Genomic DNA, 16,758 nt, shown 5'->3' on the forward strand with positions numbered 1-16,758 from the left:
GTCAAGGGCGGCCGCGGACCGTTTCGAGTGCCACCCGCACCGCCTCCACTGCCGTGGCGACGTCCCCGGCGTCGGTGGTCCAGTTGCTCACGGATATCCGCACCACATCCCTGCCGTGCCAGCGGGACCCGGACATCCACACGGTTCCGTCGGCGATGAGCCTCTCCGCCACTTCGCGGGTTGTGGCGTCGTCTCCGAAGGCCAGCGTGATCTGCGTGAACCCCACCTCGTTCAGGACCTCCACGCCGTCAATGGCTGCGAGCCTTTCCGCCAGCTGGGCGGCGGTGGATGCAAGGCGGCGGACCTGTTCGGCCACGCCCTCGCGTCCCAGGGATTTCAGTGCTGCCCACACCGGCACACCCCTGGCCCTGCGGGAAAGCTCCGGAACCCTGTGGCTGGGATCGCCGGAACCGTCGGCATCCTGGAGGAGGTAGCTGGCGTGCAGTCCCATGGCGCTGCGCAGCGCCTGCGCGTCCCTCACGACGACGATGCCGCAGTCGTACGGGACGTTCAGGCTTTTGTGGGCGTCAGTGGCCCAGGAGTCGGCCTGCTCCACGCCTGCTGTCAGCCCGGCGAGTTCCGGGACGGCCGCGGCCCAGAGGCCGAAGGCTCCGTCCACGTGCACCCAGGCGCCGTGCGCCTTCGACACAGCGATCGCCGCGGTAAACGGGTCGAAGGCTCCAGAGTGGACGTCCCCGGCCTGCAGGCACACCAGTATCGGGGCGGGTCTGGGATCTTGGGCGCGGTGGTTCGGGTCGCCGTGTTCCAGGGCGATGCGGTCCAGGACACAGTCCAGCTCGGCGGCGTTGATGCGCCCCTGGCTGTCGGAGGGAACCACAGTGGGACTGCCCATGCCCAGATAGCGCAGCGCGAGGTCAACCGTCTCGTGGCGTGCCTCCCCCACAATGCAATGGATCCGGGGCGCACCGAAGAGTCCGTCGCGGTCCAGGTCCCAGCCGGCGTCCTGCATCAGCCGCCACCGCGCGGCCGCCATCCCGGTGAAGTTGGCCATCGTGGCTCCGGTGACGAAGCCGACGTCGGATTCCTCCGGCAGGCCGAGCAACTGGAGCAGCCAGTTGCCGGCAGCCTCTTCAATGGCGGCAATGGCCGGTGTGGCATAGCGGAGCGCAGAGTTTTGGTCCCATGAGCTGACCAGCCAGTCCGCCGCCATGGCAGCCGGCAGGGTGCCGCCGATGACCCAGCCGAAAAAGCGCCCTGAAGGCATGGCCATGAGGCCGGGTTCGGCGTGGCTGGCCAGGTAGTCCACGACGTCTGCCGGGGCCATGCCGGACTGCGGCAGCCCGCCGTCGAACGCTGCCGCGAGTTCACTGGCCGCCTGCTGCGGGCCTACCCTGCGGTGTGGCTGGCTTTCGAGCCAGCGGATGGCATGCCGGACGGCCGCAGCAAGGGCTTCCTCATACGGTTCCGCACCCGCTGACATAGAGGCATGCTACGCCGCTCCGGGGCACCTGCGAAGAGGCTGCTCAGGCGAAGTTTTCCTGCCAGACGTCGAAGCCAAGCTTGACGATGAGGGCACCGACCACGGCGAGGAACACCAGGCGCACGAAGCGGCTCCCCTGCCGGACCGCAGTGCGGGCGCCCAGGTAGCCCCCTGCCATGTTGGCCAGCCCCAGGAGCAGGCCGATTCCCCACAGCAGCGAGCCGTGCGGCAGGAAGAACAACAGCGCGCCGGCGTTCGTGGCCATGTTGACGATTTTGGCCTTGGCGCTTGCCTCAAGAAACGCGTAGCCCATCGCCGACACCAGGGCGATGACCAGGAATGACCCCGTGCCCGGACCGATCAGGCCGTCGTAAAAGCCAATCACGCCGCCGATGGTGCAGGCCACCACATAGTGGGTCCCGCCGTCGTGCCGGAGAACGGTCAGGTGACCGGCGTCAGGCTTGAGCGCCGTAAAGAGCGCGACGGCGACCAGGGCAACGACGATGATGGGCTTGAACACCTCGGCCGGCAGCCGGGCCGCCAGCAAGGCGCCCCCGAAACTGCCGGCCAGGGCTATGGCCGCCATGGGCAGCGCGGTGCGCAGGTCCGGCCGGACCCGCCCGTAGTAGGTGACGGCGCTGGTGGTGGTGCCGAAGATGGAGCCCATCTTGTTCGTGGCGAGTGCCTGCACCGGGGTGATGCCGGGCACCAGCAAAAGCGCCGGAAGCTGCAGCAGGCCACCGCCGCCCACCACGGCGTCGACCCATCCTGCGGCGAAGCCCGCCACCACGATCAGGATGATGGTGGCGAGCTGTATCGATTCGAAACCCGACAGCACCTGGGACTGCGGGGTGTCAGTTGCTGCGGACGGCGTTGACCACGAAGTCAACGGCCTTGTCCACGGCCACGTTTTCCGCTTCGCCGCTGCGGCGGTCCTTGATCTCGACGACGCCGTCCACGAGCCCCTTGCCGACGGCCAGGATCGTGGGGACGCCGATGAGTTCGGCGTCGCCGAACTTCACGCCCGGAGAGACCTTGGGGCGGTCGTCGTAGATCACGTCAAGGCCGGCGGCTTCGAGCTCGAGGGCGAGCTGTTCCGCCGCGGCGAAGATCTCCTCGCCGCGTCCGACGGCCACGACGTGGACATCGGCCGGGGCCACAGAGCGGGGCCAGACCAGGCCCTTGGCGTCATGGTTCGATTCCGCCAGGGCGGCAACGGCACGCGTCACGCCCACGCCGTAGGAACCCATGGTGACCACGACCTGCTTGCCGTTCTGGTCCAGGACCTTCAGTTCCAGGGCTTCGGCGTACTTGCGGCCGAGCTGGAAGATGTGCCCCATTTCGATGCCGCGCGCCGTCTCCAGGGGGCCGGACCCGTCCGGGGCTTCGTCACCGGCACGCACTTCGGTGCACTCGATGACGCCGTCCCAGCCGAAGTCGCGGCCTGCCACGAGGCCGAAAACGTGCTTGCCGGCCATGTTGGCTCCGGTCACCCAGGACGTGCCGTTGACGACGCGCGGGTCCACGAGGTAGAGGAGCTTGGCGGCGCCCTCGAGGCCGAGCAGGGGCGAACCCAATGACATGCCCGGGCCAAGATATCCACGGACGATGAGGGGGTTCTTGGCGAGGTCCTCGTCCCCCGCAGCCTCAACGGTGATTTCCCCGGCGACGGGGAGGTAGGCGCCGATGTTCGCCTCGACGCGCTTGAGATCGATGCCCCGGTCACCGGGCACGCCGATGACGACGATCTGACGCTCACCGGTGGGCAGGGTGACGGCGAGGACCACGTTCTTCAGCGTGTCGGCGGCAGTCCACGGGCCGCCGTCGGCATCGCTGCGGGGAACGAGCTCGTTGGAGGCGGCGACGAGGGTCTCGATAGTCGGCGTGTTCGGGGTGTCCCGGATCTCGGCCGGGGGTGCGTTGGTGTAGTCAATCTCGGCCGGGACAACGGTGGTCACGGCCTCGACGTTGGCCGCATAGCCTCCGGCGGAACGCACGAACGTGTCTTCGCCGATCTCCGTGGGGTGCAGGAACTCTTCGCTCCTGGAGCCACCCATGGCGCCTGCCGTGGCGGCCACCGGAACTACGTCCAGGCCGAGCCGTTCGAAGATCTTCAGGTAGGCGGCGCGGTGCGCGTTGTAGCTCGCGTCCAGCCCGGCGTCGTCCACGTCGAAGGAGTACGAGTCCTTCATGATGAACTCGCGGCCGCGCAGCAGGCCGGCACGCGGGCGGGCTTCGTCGCGGTATTTGTTCTGGATCTGGTAGATGCTCAGCGGCAGATCCTTGTACGAGGAGTAGAGATCCTTGACGAGCAGGGTGAACATTTCCTCGTGTGTCGGGGCGAGGAGGTAGTCACCACCCTTCCGGTCCTTGAGCCGGAAGATGCCCTCGCCGTACTCCGTCCAGCGGTTCGTGGCCTCGTAGGGCTCCTTCGGCAGCAGGGCAGGGAAATGGACTTCCTGGGCGCCGATGGCGGCCATCTCCTCGCGGATCACCTGCTCCACCTTGCGCAGGACGCTCAAACCCAGCGGCAGCCACGTATAGATGCCCGGCGCAGCCCTGCGGATGTAGCCGGCACGGACCAGGAGCCGGTGGCTCGCTACCTCAGCGTCGGCGGGGTCTTCGCGCAGGGTGCGCAGGAACAGCTTGGAAAGTCGAAGGACCACGGGTAAGTATCCGTTTCTGGGGGAAGTGCTGAAATGTCTGGGTACTAATCTACCGGCAAGGCAACGCCTCGGCTTCCGCGGGGGTTCCGCAGGGCTCGCGCCCAAGAACCGAACCGCAACAGAAGAGCCACGCCCCACAGAGAAGCCCCTGGCCGTCTCCGGCTGGTCATCCCTGTGGTGACGTGGCTCCACGGCCGGTCATGCCGTTAATTCTCTGAGACCATCCCGCACCCGCAGGCACGATTAGGTAGAACCTATGTGATGGCAGTCACCGATTTCAAATCTGCCTGCGTTAAATCTGCCTGCACTGAATCGGCCGCGCACTGAATCGTCCTGTACTGCACTCAGAAGAGAACCGTGGCGAACGTTCCCACCTGGCGGAAGCCAACGCGCTCGTACGTGGCGCGGGCGCGCGAGTTGTAGTCGTTGACGTAGAGGCTGGTGATCGGAGCTATTTTTTGGGCCAGCAGCACCACGGCCGCCATGTAGCCAGCGCTGAGGCCAAGTCCGCGGTAACTGGGGTTCATCCACACGCCCTGCACCTGGGTGACCTCTGAGGTCACGGCGCCGAGCTCGGCTTTGAACACCACTTCGCCATTATTGAGGTGCACCAGGGAGTGGCCCTGGCGGATCAGTCCCGCGACGCGCCGGCTGTAGAAGTCGCGGCCTCCGAGGTACGGGGAATAGCCCACTTCCTCCTCGAACATGGCGGCGCACGCGGGGAGGATGGTGTCGAAGTCGGCGTCCTGCCCGAAGCCCAGCTGCCAGTTGGGCTCGACGGCGGGCGGGCCGGCAATGGTCATCAGGGGCTGGTCCGCCCGCACTTCGTGGGCGAGGTGCCCCAGATGCTCCAGCTGGCTGTGCAGCGCCAGCACGGTGGGGGCGGGACCGAAGATGGACGCATACCTGCGGCCCGAACGGTGGGCTGCAGCAGCAACTGCCCCGGTCAGGGCGGGGGCAAGCTGCACCGGGACGAGGTTGGCGCCTGCCCAGCAGGCGCCAACCAGCGAATCTCCGTCGAAGACACCCAGGATGTTGGCGCCTCCGGGAGTCGGGGCAGCTGTCCCCGTCGATTCCAGATGGGACAGGATAAAGACATTGGCCACAGGATCAGCGCCGGCCAGCTCGCGCAGCCCGGCTGTGTCCGCGGCACTCAGTGCCCGGACAGTTATCCTGTCCGGAGCGGCTCCGTCCTTATGAGACGCTAACCACGGGGCTACCCTTGACAGCATCTTCGCCATCGGCCTCCCCCATCTCTTCCGCGATACGCATGGCCTCTTCGATCAGTGTCTCAACAATCTGGCTCTCAGGGACAGTCTTGATGACCTCGCCCTTCACGAATATCTGGCCCTTGCCGTTGCCGGAGGCAACTCCAAGGTCCGCTTCGCGTGCTTCGCCGGGTCCGTTGACCACGCAGCCCATGACGGCAACGCGCAGCGGGATCTCCATGCCTTCCAGTCCGGCAGTGACCTGCTCGGCGAGAGTGTAAACGTCCACCTGGGCGCGGCCGCAGGACGGGCAGGACACAATCTCGAGTTTGCGCGGGCGCAGGTTCAGCGACTGCAGGATCTGGTTGCCCACCTTGATCTCCTCGACCGGCGGGGCGGAAAGGGACACGCGGATGGTGTCGCCGATCCCCCGCGACAGGAGGGCGCCAAAGGCGGTGGCGGACTTGATGGTGCCCTGGAAGGCGGGGCCCGCCTCGGTCACGCCCAGATGCAGGGGCCAGTCCCCTTTTTCGGCGAGCATCTCGTACGCCGCCACCATGATGACGGGGTCGTTGTGCTTGACGGAGATCTTGAAGTCGTGGAAGCCGTGCTCCTCGAACAGGGAGGCCTCCCAGACGGCGGATTCCACCAGCGCTTCCGGCGTGGCTTTTCCGTATTTCTTCAGGATGCCTGGCTCCAGCGATCCGGCGTTGACGCCGATGCGGATGGAGGTGCCGTGGTCCTTGGCCGCCCTGGCGATCTCCTTGACCTGGTCATCGAACTTACGGATGTTTCCGGGGTTGACACGCACGGCGGCGCAGCCGGCCTCGATGGCCGCGAAGACGTACTTCGGCTGGAAGTGGATGTCGGCGATGACCGGGATCTGCGACTTCCGGGCAATGATCGGAAGGGCTTCGGCGTCATCCGCTGACGGGCAGGCCACGCGGACGATGTCACAGCCGGTCGCGGTCAGCTCGGCGATCTGCTGCAGGGTGGCGTTGATGTCCGTGGTGGGAGTGGTGGTCATCGACTGCACGCTGATGGGCGAATCGGAACCGACGCCCACGGGGCCGACTTTGATCTGCCGCGTCTTGCGGCGCGGAGCAAGGACGGGAGGCGGTGCGGATGGCATTCCCAGGCTGACCGAGGTCACGTGGTCTCCTTGTATCGAAAAATGTAGTGGGGGCTATGCGTGGTCGGCGAGAAGGCCGGTCACGGGAACCCATTCCGTGGTGCGGGTGCCGGAGATGGCGCCGGCGGAGGCGAAGGGGTCCTGTTTGAGAATGTCGTTCAGGGCGTTCTCGTCGGCGGCTTTGAAGATCAGCAGGGCTCCGGCGCCGTCACCGTAGGGTCCGCTCGCCAGGAGTACCCCGTCCTGGGCCAGTGCCGCGGTCCATTCGCGGTGCGAGGGGCGGCTGGCGCTGCGGGCTTCGGAGGATTCGGCGTCGTACACGTACTCAACAGCAAAAACAGTCATACAGATACCCTATCCCGCGGCTGCCCTAGCCGAGGAGCGCCACCTTCGTAAAGGCCGCAACGCCGGCAGCCCACAGCATCGACGAGAGGGTGCCAATGATGAACCGTTCGGCGGCGACCGGCGTCTCCTTGAGTTCGGCAAAGCGTCCCAGGCCTTTGATGGCCACCACGTAGGCGATGGCCACAGGCTGCCCGGCGAGGATGGCAAGGCACACGGCCAGCCGTTCCAGCACCCCGATGATGGCCCCGCCCCGCAGGATCCGCGTGGCGGGCTGTTCCGCCGGAGCATCACCCGGCACCGTGATATCACCGTTCACGGAGTTCCCGGGGGACGCCGTTCCTGCAGTCCCGGCGGGGCTTTCACGGTCCACGGTGACATCGGCGGAGGGGTCATCCGTGCCGGCGGCCGGACCGGCGGCGGCATCGGCTTTGTCATCGATCGTGCGTGCGAGCCTGAACACGAGGGCCGTCACCGGCCAGCCGACGAAGCCTGCCGTCAGCAGGGCCAATGCGATCCAGAGTGCGTTCACCGTTCTCCTCGGTTGGGTGCTTCCGGGCCGGATGCTTCCAGGACCAGCCCATGTGCGGTGGCCAGCAGCATTTCCACTGCGGGTCTCGCCGCCCATTCTTCCTGCCATCCGGACCTGATGATGGCCCGGCTCACCGATTGTTCGCTGATTCCCAGTTCCTGCGCCACCTGCTTCTGCTGCCCGTGCCGGCCGGGATCGTGCCCGTTCCGGGCACGCAGCGCGTCCACCACGCGCCATTGCGCCTCGGTGCGCTCTTGGACCAGCCGCCCCACGAGGCGCAGGACGGCTTCGGCGTTGGCGCACGCCCTGGCTCCGGCTTCACCCTTGCCCGTTTCGGCCGCGGCGCGCCGGACACCGCCGGACATGACGGCCAGCGGGACGTGGCTGGCCGCAGCCTTGGCCCGGTCCACCGCCTGCCGCGCCGCAACGAAGGCGGCCCCTGATCCTTCCCGGGGGCTATCGGGCAGCGGCTCATTCACGGACCCGATGCCGATGCCCACATACCAGAGGCCACTGCGGAGCGCGTGGAGGGCCACTTCCACCACATCCGCCGGTTCACGGAGGACGCCCTGGACCTCATCGCCCACCGAGCGTTCAAAGCCGCCGCCTGTCGGGCGCAGGCCGTCTGTCAGGCGCAGCCCCTCAAGCAAGGCGGGTACCCGGTCTATGTCGGTGCTGCTGCCGCGCTGGTCAATGGTCAGGACGTACATGCCACAACCGTAACCGGCAGATTCGCAAATATCAATCATAAACAGCTGATTAATACAAATCAGCCGAAAAACGCTGATAATTCGGAATCAGCTGAAAAAGGTTATCCGAAGAGATTGACGGGCTTCACGATGTCCGCATAGATGAGCAGCGCGCCCATGCCCATCAGCAGCACAGCCACCACATAGGTCACAGGCAGCAGCTTGGCGATATCGAACGCGCCCGGATCCGGTTTGCCGAAGAGCTTCGCCACGCGGCGCCGGGCCCCTTCGTACAGCGCCCCCGCAACGTGGCCGCCATCGAGCGGCAGCAGCGGCACCAGGTTGAAGACCGCGAGGGCGAAGTTCAGGCCGGCGAGCAGCCCAACCAGTGCGGCCAGCCTGGACTGCACCGGCACCTCTTCCATCGCCGCAACCTCGCCCGCCACCCGGCCCACGCCGACGACGCTGATGGGGCCGTTCGGATCCCGCGGCTCCTCACTGAACGCGGCCTGCGCCACGCCCGCAACCCGTGCGGGGAGGTTCAGGATGACGCCGGCAATCTGTCGGATATTCTCTCCCGCCATCGGCAGGACGGACGACGCCGGCTGGGCAACCAGGGCGGTCTGTGCACCGATGCCGAGGAAACCGACGTCCTGGTACATCGGCTTGCCCTGGTCGTCCTTCGCCTGCCGTCCGTCTGGGCCGATGACCGGACGCGACGACAGCACCGGGGTGACCGTTGTGTTCACGGGCGCGCCGTCCCGCTCCACCGTGATGCGTACCTCGCGGCCGGCGGATGCGCGGATCCAGCCGGTGAGCTCAGCCCAGTCAGTCACGGCCTTGCCGTCGAACGAGGTGATGACGTCCTTCGGCTTCAGGCCGGCGGCGGCGGCGGGCGTGAGCTTACACGCCGCGGAGTCCGGATCGACCGTCTCCCCCGCCTTGACCTGGCATTTCGAAACGTCGGCGACCGTCGTCGTCGGCTCGGCCAGGCCGAAGCCCATGAGCATCACAGCGGTCAGCACGAGTCCGAGCAGCATGTTCATGGCCGGCCCGCCGAGCATCACGACGATTTTTTTCCAGACCGGAAGCCGGTAGAACAGCCGGTTTTCGTCGCCCGGCTGCACCTCTTCATGGGCCATGGAACGCGCTTCGGTGGCGAGCGTCTGGAACATGCCGGTGCTGGAGGGGCGCACCGAACCGTCGTCCTTGTTGGGCGGGTACATGCCGATCATCGACACGAAGCCCCCCAGCGGCAGGGCTTTGAAGCCGTATTCCGTCTCACCCTTTTTCCTGGACCACAGCGTGGGGCCGAACCCGATCATGTACTTGGTGACGCGCACCTTGAACAGTTTGGCGGGAAGCAGGTGGCCCACCTCGTGCAGGGCAATAGAGGCGGCGATGCCCACCGCCACGAAGGCCACACCGAGGATAAAGAGGATAACGGGACTCATGCTTTGATCTGCTGCTTCCTAGAGACTGCTCACTGCTAAACGTTCGTGGGTGCGCGCGCGTGCCCACCTTTCAGCATCCAGCACGGACTCGACCGTCAGCCGGGAGGAACCCGGATGTTCGCTGAGGACAGCTTCGATGGTATCCACAATGTCCGTGAACCGGATGCGGCCACCATGGAACGCCATGACGGCTTCCTCGTTGGCGGCGTTGAATACGGCAGGGAACGTGCTCCCCTGCCTGGCCGCGTCCTTGGCAAGCCTGACGGCGGGGAACGCGGCGCCGTCGAGTGGCTCGAAGGTCCAGCTCGTGGCCTGGGTCCAGTCACACGCCGACGCCGCGTTCGGAACCCGGTCCGGCCACCCCAGGCCGAGGGCGATGGGCAGGCGCATGTCCGGCGGCGAGGCCTGGGCGATGACGGAGCCATCCACGAACTGCACCATGGAATGGACCACGGACTGCGGATGAACCACGACGTCGATGCGGTCAAGCGGGATGTCGAACAGCAGGTGAGCCTCGATCACTTCCAGCCCCTTGTTCACGAGGCTGGCGGAGTTGGTGGTGACCATCAGGCCCATGTCCCAGGTGGGGTGTGCGAGGGCTTCCTCCGGACTGACGCCTGCCAGCTGTTCGCGGGTGCGGCCGCGGAACGGGCCGCCGGACGCCGTGAGGATGAGCCGGTCCACCTCGGCGGCGGAGCCTGAGCGCAGGCATTGGGCGATGGCGGAGTGTTCGGAGTCCACGGGCACGATCTGCCCGTCCGCGGCGGCGGCCTTCACGAGCGAGCCGCCCACGATCAGGGATTCCTTGTTCGCGAGCGCGAGTGTGGCTCCGGCCTCAAGAGCGGCGAGCGTCGGCGCCAGGCCGATGGAACCGGTAATGCCGTTAAGCACAACGTCGGCATCCATGGCCGCGATCCTGGTGGCGGCGTCCGGGCCGGCGATGATGTCCGGCCGGTAGGACGCAAGACCTGCCGAACGGGCGGCATCGTCGATCAGTTCCTGGAGCCGGCCCGGGTCGCCGGAGGCGATCCCCACTGCCAGCGCCCGCGTATGGACGGCCTGCCGCGCAAGGAGTTCCAGGTTGCCGCCGCCGGCGCTCAGCGCCACCACCTCGAAAAGGTGCGGGGCGCCGTCGACGACGTCAATCGCCTGGGTGCCGATGGAACCGGTGGATCCGAGGAGGACGATTCTGCGCATTGCTTAAGTATCCCGCACCCGCACCGGCCGTCGGATGCGGAGGTTGCCCTCGCACAGAACAGCCGTCCCGGGACAGCGGTTCCCGGACCCTCAGCTCACACGAGTTAGGTAGACTACGCTCAACAGTGAGTACCCACCGAGGATCAGCCCATGAAGCGCAAGGCCACCGCCCTGGACGTCGCCAAACTGGCGGGCGTCTCGCGCAGCGCCGTGTCACTCGTGCTCAATGGCCGGGGTGACGGCAACGTCGCCCTCGAAAGCCAGCAGCGCATCCGGGAAGCGGCCGCGGCCCTCAACTACTCCCCCAACGCCATCGCCCTCAGCCTGCGGAACCAGCGGACGCGGGTGATTGGCATCGTGTCGGACCACGTGGTCGTCAGTGCCTTTGACGGGAACATCATTGGCGGGGCCGACGACGTCGCGCGGAGCCGCGGCTTTGTCACCGTAGCCATGGACACGGAGTTCGACGCCGCCCGGGATGCGAGCGCCGTCGAGACCCTGCTGGACCGGCAGGTGGAGGGACTCATGTACGTTACCGAGGGCCTCAAGCCCCTGGACGTGCCGCCGGGAATGCTGCGGGTTCCCTCGGTCCTGGCCAACTGTTTCGACAGCGCCCCGGCCCCGGCACTTTCCCATGTGATCCCGGACGAAGTGCGCGGCGGCATGGAAGCCGCCAACCACCTGCTGGGACTGGGCCACCGCGACATCGCCCTGGTGGCCGGCCCCGCCGAAGGCTCGGCCGCACCCCTCCGCGTCGCCGGCTACCGCGAGGCCTACTCCGGGCGTAACCTTCCGGTCCGGGAAGACCGGATCAGCTTCGCCGGATGGGACATTGACGACGGGTTCCACGGCGCCATGAAACTGCTCGACGGCGTACCTCCCGCCCAGCGGCCCACCGCCATCATGGCCGGCAACGACCGCGTCGCCATCGGCGTCATGCTGGCCGCCGCCCGCCTGGGCCTCAACGTGCCCGGGGACCTCTCGATCATGGGCTACGACGACGAACTGCACATCGCCGATACGATGGTTCCCGCGCTCACCACCATGGCACTGCCGCTTCGGGAGATGGGAGCCGCGGCCATGAACCAGCTGTTGGAACTGATCGAGGGCGACGGCGGTCCGGAACCCGCGCGGGTCGACGGCCTCGAGACACTGGTCCCCTGCCGCCTCATAGTCAGGGAGTCCACGGCGCCCGTTCCGGCTGGGCGCAGCTGAGTGCGCTAGTTGGGCTGGGCGAGTTCCCACACCTCGGCCTGCGCCCCGAGGGGAAGCTCCAGGTGCCATTCCTCACCGGGAAGCGGGTAGGCACGAACGGTGGTTGCCACACCGTTTGTCCGGTACACCTCCACAATGGACGCGTCCACGAAGATCCGGAGTGATCCGCCCTCCGGCAGCGGCTCCGCGAAGACGACCTGCTGGTTCCCGCCAGTCTCCCCGCCCCCTCTGCCAACAAGCAACAGGCGAACCTCGCCCAAGCCTGCGGAGATACCGCCGCCCTCCATCACCAACGCCTCCGCCGCACTTGGCAGCACCACTGTGCCGCCCCGGGCCTTCGCCACGGACTGGCCGCGGTAGGCCGTGATTTCGGGGGCAGGGGTGACGGCAAGGGCACCGTCCACCACGGAGAGTTCACGGGGGAAGGTCAGCACACCGGCCCAGCCGGCGGCGTCAATGTCGTCCTGGCTGCGTCCCCGGCGCCCGTTGCGCCCCGGGCCCTCGTTGGCCCAGCCCCACAGCAGGGCCCGGTCCTCCAGGGCGACGATCTGCGGTGCGTAGAAGTCGCGCCCATGGTCGGACCTCCCGCCGCCGCGGGGCGTGAAGACCGGCAACCCGGTTTCCGGGTCCTCGGTCAGGGAACCGATGAGGTGGCCCACTCCGTTGACGTGCTCGTGCTCGTCACCCGACAGCCAAAGCGAGAACATCATCAGCCAGGTCCCGGCGTCGGCGGAGTCCGCGGCGTACTGCCCGGAGGAATCCGGCACCCGCACCAGTTGCGGGCATTCCCAGATCTCAGCCGGCGTGAATTCGGAGGCCACCGGATTCTCCGACGTCAGCCAGATCCCCTGGTACTTCCAGTTGGACATGTCCTCCACCGTGTACAGGAGCAGCGCGGCCTGCCCGTTGGCGAGACCGGCACCCTGCATGGCATACCGCTTGCCGTTGAACCGGAAAATGAACGGGTCGCGCACCGCGGTGACCTGCCCGCCGTCGGGCATGGTGGCAGCCACGTGCCCTGTCTGTTCCCAGGTGACCAAATCGGAAGATCCGCGGGCGATGACCACCTGCGAGTGGCCCCCTTCGCCGCGGACGCCCGAGTACGCTGCGGTGGGAACACCGCCGTCGTCCGTCACCACACCGGTCCAGCAGCCGTACTCGTCCGGACCGCCGTGCTGCGGGCGCAGCGCCACCGGGTGTTCCTCCCAGCGCACCAGGTCGGCGGAGCTCACGTGGCCCCAGGCGATCCTGTGGTGCCGGGCGGAGTCCGGGTTGTACTGGAAGAACACGTGGTACCGGCCGTTGAGGTAGCTGATTCCGTTGGGGTCGTTAATCCATCCCTGCGCGGGACGCGGGTGGAACCGCGGGAAGGTGGGGTCGGTGTGGGCGGCGGCGACGTCGTCGAAGCGGACGGCGGCGAGGTCCTGGGAGGACATGACAGGGCCTTTCGGTGAGGAGGTTATTTTCCGGTGCCGGCCGTGAGGCCGTCCTGGAGTGCGCGCTGGCCGAACATAAAGACCACCAGCGCCGGAATCATGGACAGGACCACGCCCGCGAGCACCACGGAGATGCTGCCCGTTCCCAGGTTGCCCTGGAGCGAGACGAGTCCCAGCGGGAGCGTGAAGTTTTGTTCGGAGATGGTCAGAATGAGCGGGCGGAAGAACTCGTTCCAGTGGAAGTTGAACGCGAGGATTCCCACGATCGCCATGCCGGGTATCGCCAGCGGCGCGTAGACGGACCGGAACGTCCGCCAGGGCGACGCGCCGTCGATCGCGGCGGCCTCTGCCAGTTCGACGGGAAGGCCCATGAAGTATTGACGCATCAGGAAGGTGCCGAACGCCGTCGGAATGGCCGGGAGGATCAGCGCCAGCAGCGTGTCCGAGAGTCCCATGCCGCGGATCAGCATGAAGACGGGAACAATCGTGACCTGTACCGGCACCATCATGGTGGCCAGCACGATCGAAAACAGTGCGCCGCGGCCGCGGAACTTCAGGTGGGCGAATGCGTAGCCTGCCAGCGCCGCGGTGACCATCTGCCCCACCGCGATCAGCCCGGTCACCAGGGCGCTGTTGAGGACGAGAAGGAAGATGTTCAGCTGCCGGAAGACCTCGCCGTAGGACGTGAAGTCCGGGTCCCAAGGGATGAACGACGGCGGCAGTTTGAAGGATTCCGACGGCGACCGCAGCGACGTGGACAGAGTCCACAGCACCGGGCCCAATGTCATGGCGGCCGCGAGCAGCAGCAGGAGGAGGCGGACGGCGAACGGCCAGCTGAACCTGCGGCGGGTGGGTGAAGTTTCCGGAAGGCCCTCGGACAGCCGGGGGGAATGCCCGGGAGCCAGGCCGTGCTCTGTTGTGGTGGTCATGGCTGGCCTTACTGGTAGAAGACGAATCGCTTGCTGAGCCGGAACTGCGCGGCCGTGATGGCCATGATGATCAGGGTGAGGAGCACGCCGATGGCGGACGCCTGACCGAATTCGAGCCGCTGGAAGGCCGATTCGAAGATCACCATGACGGCGGTGCGGGTCGAGTCACCGGGGCCGCCGCGGGTCAGCACGTAGGGCTGGTCGAACACCTGCAGGGCGCTGATGATGGCCATCACCGAGGCCACCAGTGTGGTGGGGCTCAGCAGCGGCAGCGTCACGTGCAGGTGCTTGCGCCAGCCGGTGGCGCCGTCGATGGATGCCGCTTCATAGGTCTCCACGGGGATGGAGGCCAGGCCGCCGATGAACAGCAGGAAGGAGAACCCAAAGTTCTGCCACACGTACACCAGGATCACGACGGCGGCGGACCCGCCCGGCGTGGTCAGCCACGGCACCGCGGGGATGCCCACGAGGGACAGGAACCAGTTCACGACGCCGAACTGCTCGTTGAAGAGGTAGCGCATGAAAATGGACACCGAGGCCGCGGACAGGATCAGCGGGAAGAAGAACGCCGACCGGAAGAACACCCGCAGCCAGGCCGGCATCTTTTCCTGCACCATGACCGCGAGCGCCAGGGCGAGCCCCAGCTGGAGTGCCACGGCCACCACGACGAACACGATGGTGTTCAGGAAGGACACCCGGACGGTGGGGTCCTGGACCACCTGGGAGAAATTGTCGAAGCCCACAAAGGCGGGCGCGGAGATGATGTCCCAGCGGAAGAAGGCGAGGACCACGGAGGCCACGATCGGGACCAGCGTGAACAGGCCCATGCCGAGGATGGTGGGGGCAAGGAAGATCCAGGCCAGCCAGCGCTGGCTGTGCCTGCCGCTGGTCCGGGCGGCGGCGGATTTGGCTGTGGCTTTGGCATCAGGCGGCGTCCCCTTGCCTGCCGACCCGGCCACGTCCCGGGCAGTGGTGCTCATGACGTCCTCCTCAATGCCAGTTCGAGGTCGCGCTGCATCGAGGCGAGGGCCTGCTTGAGCTGGCGTTCGTCGCCGCTGACAGCCAGCGATACGTTCTTCATCAGGGCCGTTTCGACGGCGGCCTGCTGTGGTGGCGCCGGAATGGGGCCTGTGGTGGGGAACCGGTCAAGGGTGTCGTAAAAGACCTTCCAGTGGGCGGGGCCCTTGCCGGCGTAGAGCTGCCCGTTGACCATGGAGCGCCGCGCCGGGGTGGTGGCCGGGTTGGCGAAGATCAGTTCCATCGCCTCGCGGCTCGCACTGAATTTGACCCACTCCCAGGCGGCGTCCTTGTCCTTGGCGGTCTTCATGATCGCGTAGCCCGCGGTGCCGAACTGGTGGCGCTGGGTCTTCCAGCGCGGGAAGAACTGGACGTCGAAGTCGCTTGCGCCCATCCCGGCCTCATGCAGGCCCTGCACCCAGTAGCCGCCTGCCGGCGTGGTGCCGATGCGGTTGGAAGCGAACAGCCCCACGAGGGAGTTGCCGCCGCCTTCCTCCGGGCGGACACCGAGCCCGTCCCTGACCAGCCCGCGAAGGTAGTCGAAGGACTCAAACACACGGTCGTCGTCGGCGTTGGGCTCCAGCCACTGGTACCCGCCGGACCGGAGGCTGCGGGAGGGATCGCTGGCGTAGAAGCCGTCCCAAAGCCACTCCCCGCCGGCGGACCTGGTTTCCTTCAGGAAGCTGGTGTCATTCGCGTAGAGCCACGGCACTACCCCGCCGAAGAGCCGGTTGGTCCAGTAGTAGGGCGTGAAATCCGCGGTGCGGGCCTTGCGCATGGCGGCGAGGCTGTCGCGGAAGTCCAGGTGGGTCCAGTCGTCCGCCGGGCGGTCCAGCCCTGCCTGAGCGAACGCGGTGGTGTTGTAGTACATGTTGGCGGCGTTCCAGTCCATGGGGAGCTGGTACAGGCTGCCCTTGTACATGAAGGCCTCCACCAGGCTGGGGTGGACGTCGTCGAAGAACTCGGCCATGTCCGCGGCGTCGCGGCGCACGTACTCGTCCAGCGGGTGGGCAAGCTTTTCCGCGAAGAGCTGGGCGCCCTCCGTGGCGACGTACACCACGTCCGGCGGCGTGCCAGCGGCCACCATGGTGAGGATCTTGGTGAAGAAGTCTTTCCAGTCCACTGCCTGAATGGCCTGGACCTTCACCTTGATGTCCGGGTGCAGGCGCGTGAAAGCGTCGATGGCGCGCTGGCGGGCGGCGGCGTCCGCGGCGGTGCCCAGGATGGCGATGCTCAGGCTGTTGTCTCCGCGGCCCGGGATGTCCGTCCCGGAGAGCCGCGGCCACGATGCCGCGGTTGCTCCGATGATTCCCACGCCGAGGGCACCGAGGGCGGTGCGACGGGAGATCTCCCGTAAGTGCCGGTTAGTGGCTCCGGTCATGTCGAATTCCTTCCTAACACGTGTTAGGTACTGTATAAGACGCCCCTAACACGTGTCAAGAATCACACTTCAGGGCGGGTGACCGGGGAAGCTGCCCTTGCTGGAATCTGCATAGGATG

At 67.0% G+C, this 16,758-nt stretch carries 15 protein-coding genes; 1 reads left to right on the forward strand and 14 read right to left on the reverse strand.

From position 1 onward, the window contains the following. Position 1: 1 nt before the first annotated feature. The 10 genes from AC6CH3_RS00385 to dxr form a co-directional block, all read right to left on the reverse strand. Positions 2-1,441: a pyridoxal phosphate-dependent decarboxylase family protein gene (locus AC6CH3_RS00385; protein WP_498130564.1), complete on the reverse strand. Its 1,440-nt coding sequence runs from the start codon at positions 1,439-1,441 to the stop codon at positions 2-4. Positions 1,442-1,484: 43 nt separating this feature from the next. Continuing rightward, positions 1,485-2,279, reverse strand: a complete 795-nt coding sequence (locus AC6CH3_RS00390; protein ID WP_498130817.1) for a sulfite exporter TauE/SafE family protein — start codon at positions 2,277-2,279, stop codon at positions 1,485-1,487. A gap of 16 nt (positions 2,280-2,295) precedes the next feature. Then, positions 2,296-4,107, reverse strand: a complete 1,812-nt coding sequence (locus tag AC6CH3_RS00395; protein WP_498130565.1) for a proline--tRNA ligase — start codon at positions 4,105-4,107, stop codon at positions 2,296-2,298. A gap of 344 nt (positions 4,108-4,451) precedes the next feature. After that, positions 4,452-5,339 carry a GNAT family N-acetyltransferase gene (locus tag AC6CH3_RS00400; protein ID WP_498130818.1) on the reverse strand — a complete coding sequence of 296 codons (888 nt, stop codon included), beginning with the start codon at positions 5,337-5,339 and terminating at the stop codon, positions 4,452-4,454. Continuing rightward, complete coding sequence (gene ispG, locus AC6CH3_RS00405) at positions 5,302-6,468, reverse strand: flavodoxin-dependent (E)-4-hydroxy-3-methylbut-2-enyl-diphosphate synthase (protein WP_400577853.1); 1,167 nt, start codon at positions 6,466-6,468, stop codon at positions 5,302-5,304. The genes AC6CH3_RS00400 and ispG overlap by 38 nt, the downstream gene beginning before the upstream one ends. A 33-nt stretch (positions 6,469-6,501) precedes the next feature. Beyond that, on the reverse strand, positions 6,502-6,792 hold the full coding sequence (locus AC6CH3_RS00410) for a YciI family protein (protein ID WP_498130566.1): 291 nt from the start codon (positions 6,790-6,792) through the stop codon (positions 6,502-6,504). Between the two features lie 25 nt (positions 6,793-6,817). Continuing rightward, positions 6,818-7,321 carry a hypothetical protein gene (locus tag AC6CH3_RS00415; protein WP_498130567.1) on the reverse strand — a complete coding sequence of 168 codons (504 nt, stop codon included), beginning with the start codon at positions 7,319-7,321 and terminating at the stop codon, positions 6,818-6,820. Beyond that, the gene (locus AC6CH3_RS00420) at positions 7,318-8,031 is read right to left on the reverse strand and encodes a MarR family transcriptional regulator (RefSeq protein ID WP_498130568.1); all 714 of its coding nucleotides are present in this window, start codon (positions 8,029-8,031) and stop codon (positions 7,318-7,320) included. The genes AC6CH3_RS00415 and AC6CH3_RS00420 overlap by 4 nt, the downstream gene beginning before the upstream one ends. Before the next feature lie 101 nt (positions 8,032-8,132). Continuing rightward, positions 8,133-9,464, reverse strand: a complete 1,332-nt coding sequence (locus tag AC6CH3_RS00425; RefSeq protein ID WP_498130569.1) for a M50 family metallopeptidase — start codon at positions 9,462-9,464, stop codon at positions 8,133-8,135. A gap of 18 nt (positions 9,465-9,482) precedes the next feature. After that, positions 9,483-10,661: a 1-deoxy-D-xylulose-5-phosphate reductoisomerase gene (gene dxr, locus AC6CH3_RS00430; protein ID WP_498130570.1), complete on the reverse strand. Its 1,179-nt coding sequence runs from the start codon at positions 10,659-10,661 to the stop codon at positions 9,483-9,485. A 150-nt stretch (positions 10,662-10,811) separates the two neighbouring features. On the opposite strand from dxr, the gene AC6CH3_RS00435 reads away from it, so the two are divergent. Beyond that, entirely contained in the window at positions 10,812-11,876 is a 1,065-nt protein-coding gene (locus tag AC6CH3_RS00435) for a LacI family DNA-binding transcriptional regulator (RefSeq protein WP_498130571.1), read from the forward strand. Positions 11,877-11,881: 5 nt separating this feature from the next. Here AC6CH3_RS00435 and AC6CH3_RS00440 read toward each other — a convergent pair whose 3' ends face one another. Genes AC6CH3_RS00440 through AC6CH3_RS00455 form a run of 4 tightly spaced genes read right to left on the reverse strand, consistent with a single transcriptional unit; the run spans position 11,882 to position 16,639 of the window. Continuing rightward, positions 11,882-13,312 (reverse strand): glycoside hydrolase family 32 protein, encoded by a 1,431-nt coding sequence (locus tag AC6CH3_RS00440; protein WP_498130572.1) that lies wholly within the window; start codon positions 13,310-13,312, stop codon positions 11,882-11,884. Between the two features lie 23 nt (positions 13,313-13,335). Then, a complete protein-coding gene (locus tag AC6CH3_RS00445; RefSeq protein WP_498130573.1) occupies positions 13,336-14,241 on the reverse strand; it encodes a carbohydrate ABC transporter permease in 906 nt (301 codons plus the stop codon). An 8-nt stretch (positions 14,242-14,249) separates the two neighbouring features. Beyond that, the gene (locus AC6CH3_RS00450; protein ID WP_498130574.1) at positions 14,250-15,221 is read right to left on the reverse strand and encodes a carbohydrate ABC transporter permease; all 972 of its coding nucleotides are present in this window, start codon (positions 15,219-15,221) and stop codon (positions 14,250-14,252) included. Continuing rightward, entirely contained in the window at positions 15,218-16,639 is a 1,422-nt protein-coding gene (locus AC6CH3_RS00455; protein WP_498130575.1) for an extracellular solute-binding protein, read from the reverse strand. Before AC6CH3_RS00455 ends, AC6CH3_RS00450 begins: the two co-directional genes overlap by 4 nt. Positions 16,640-16,758: the final 119 nt, after the last annotated feature.

Source organism: Arthrobacter sp. GQ119, assembly GCF_059759125.1.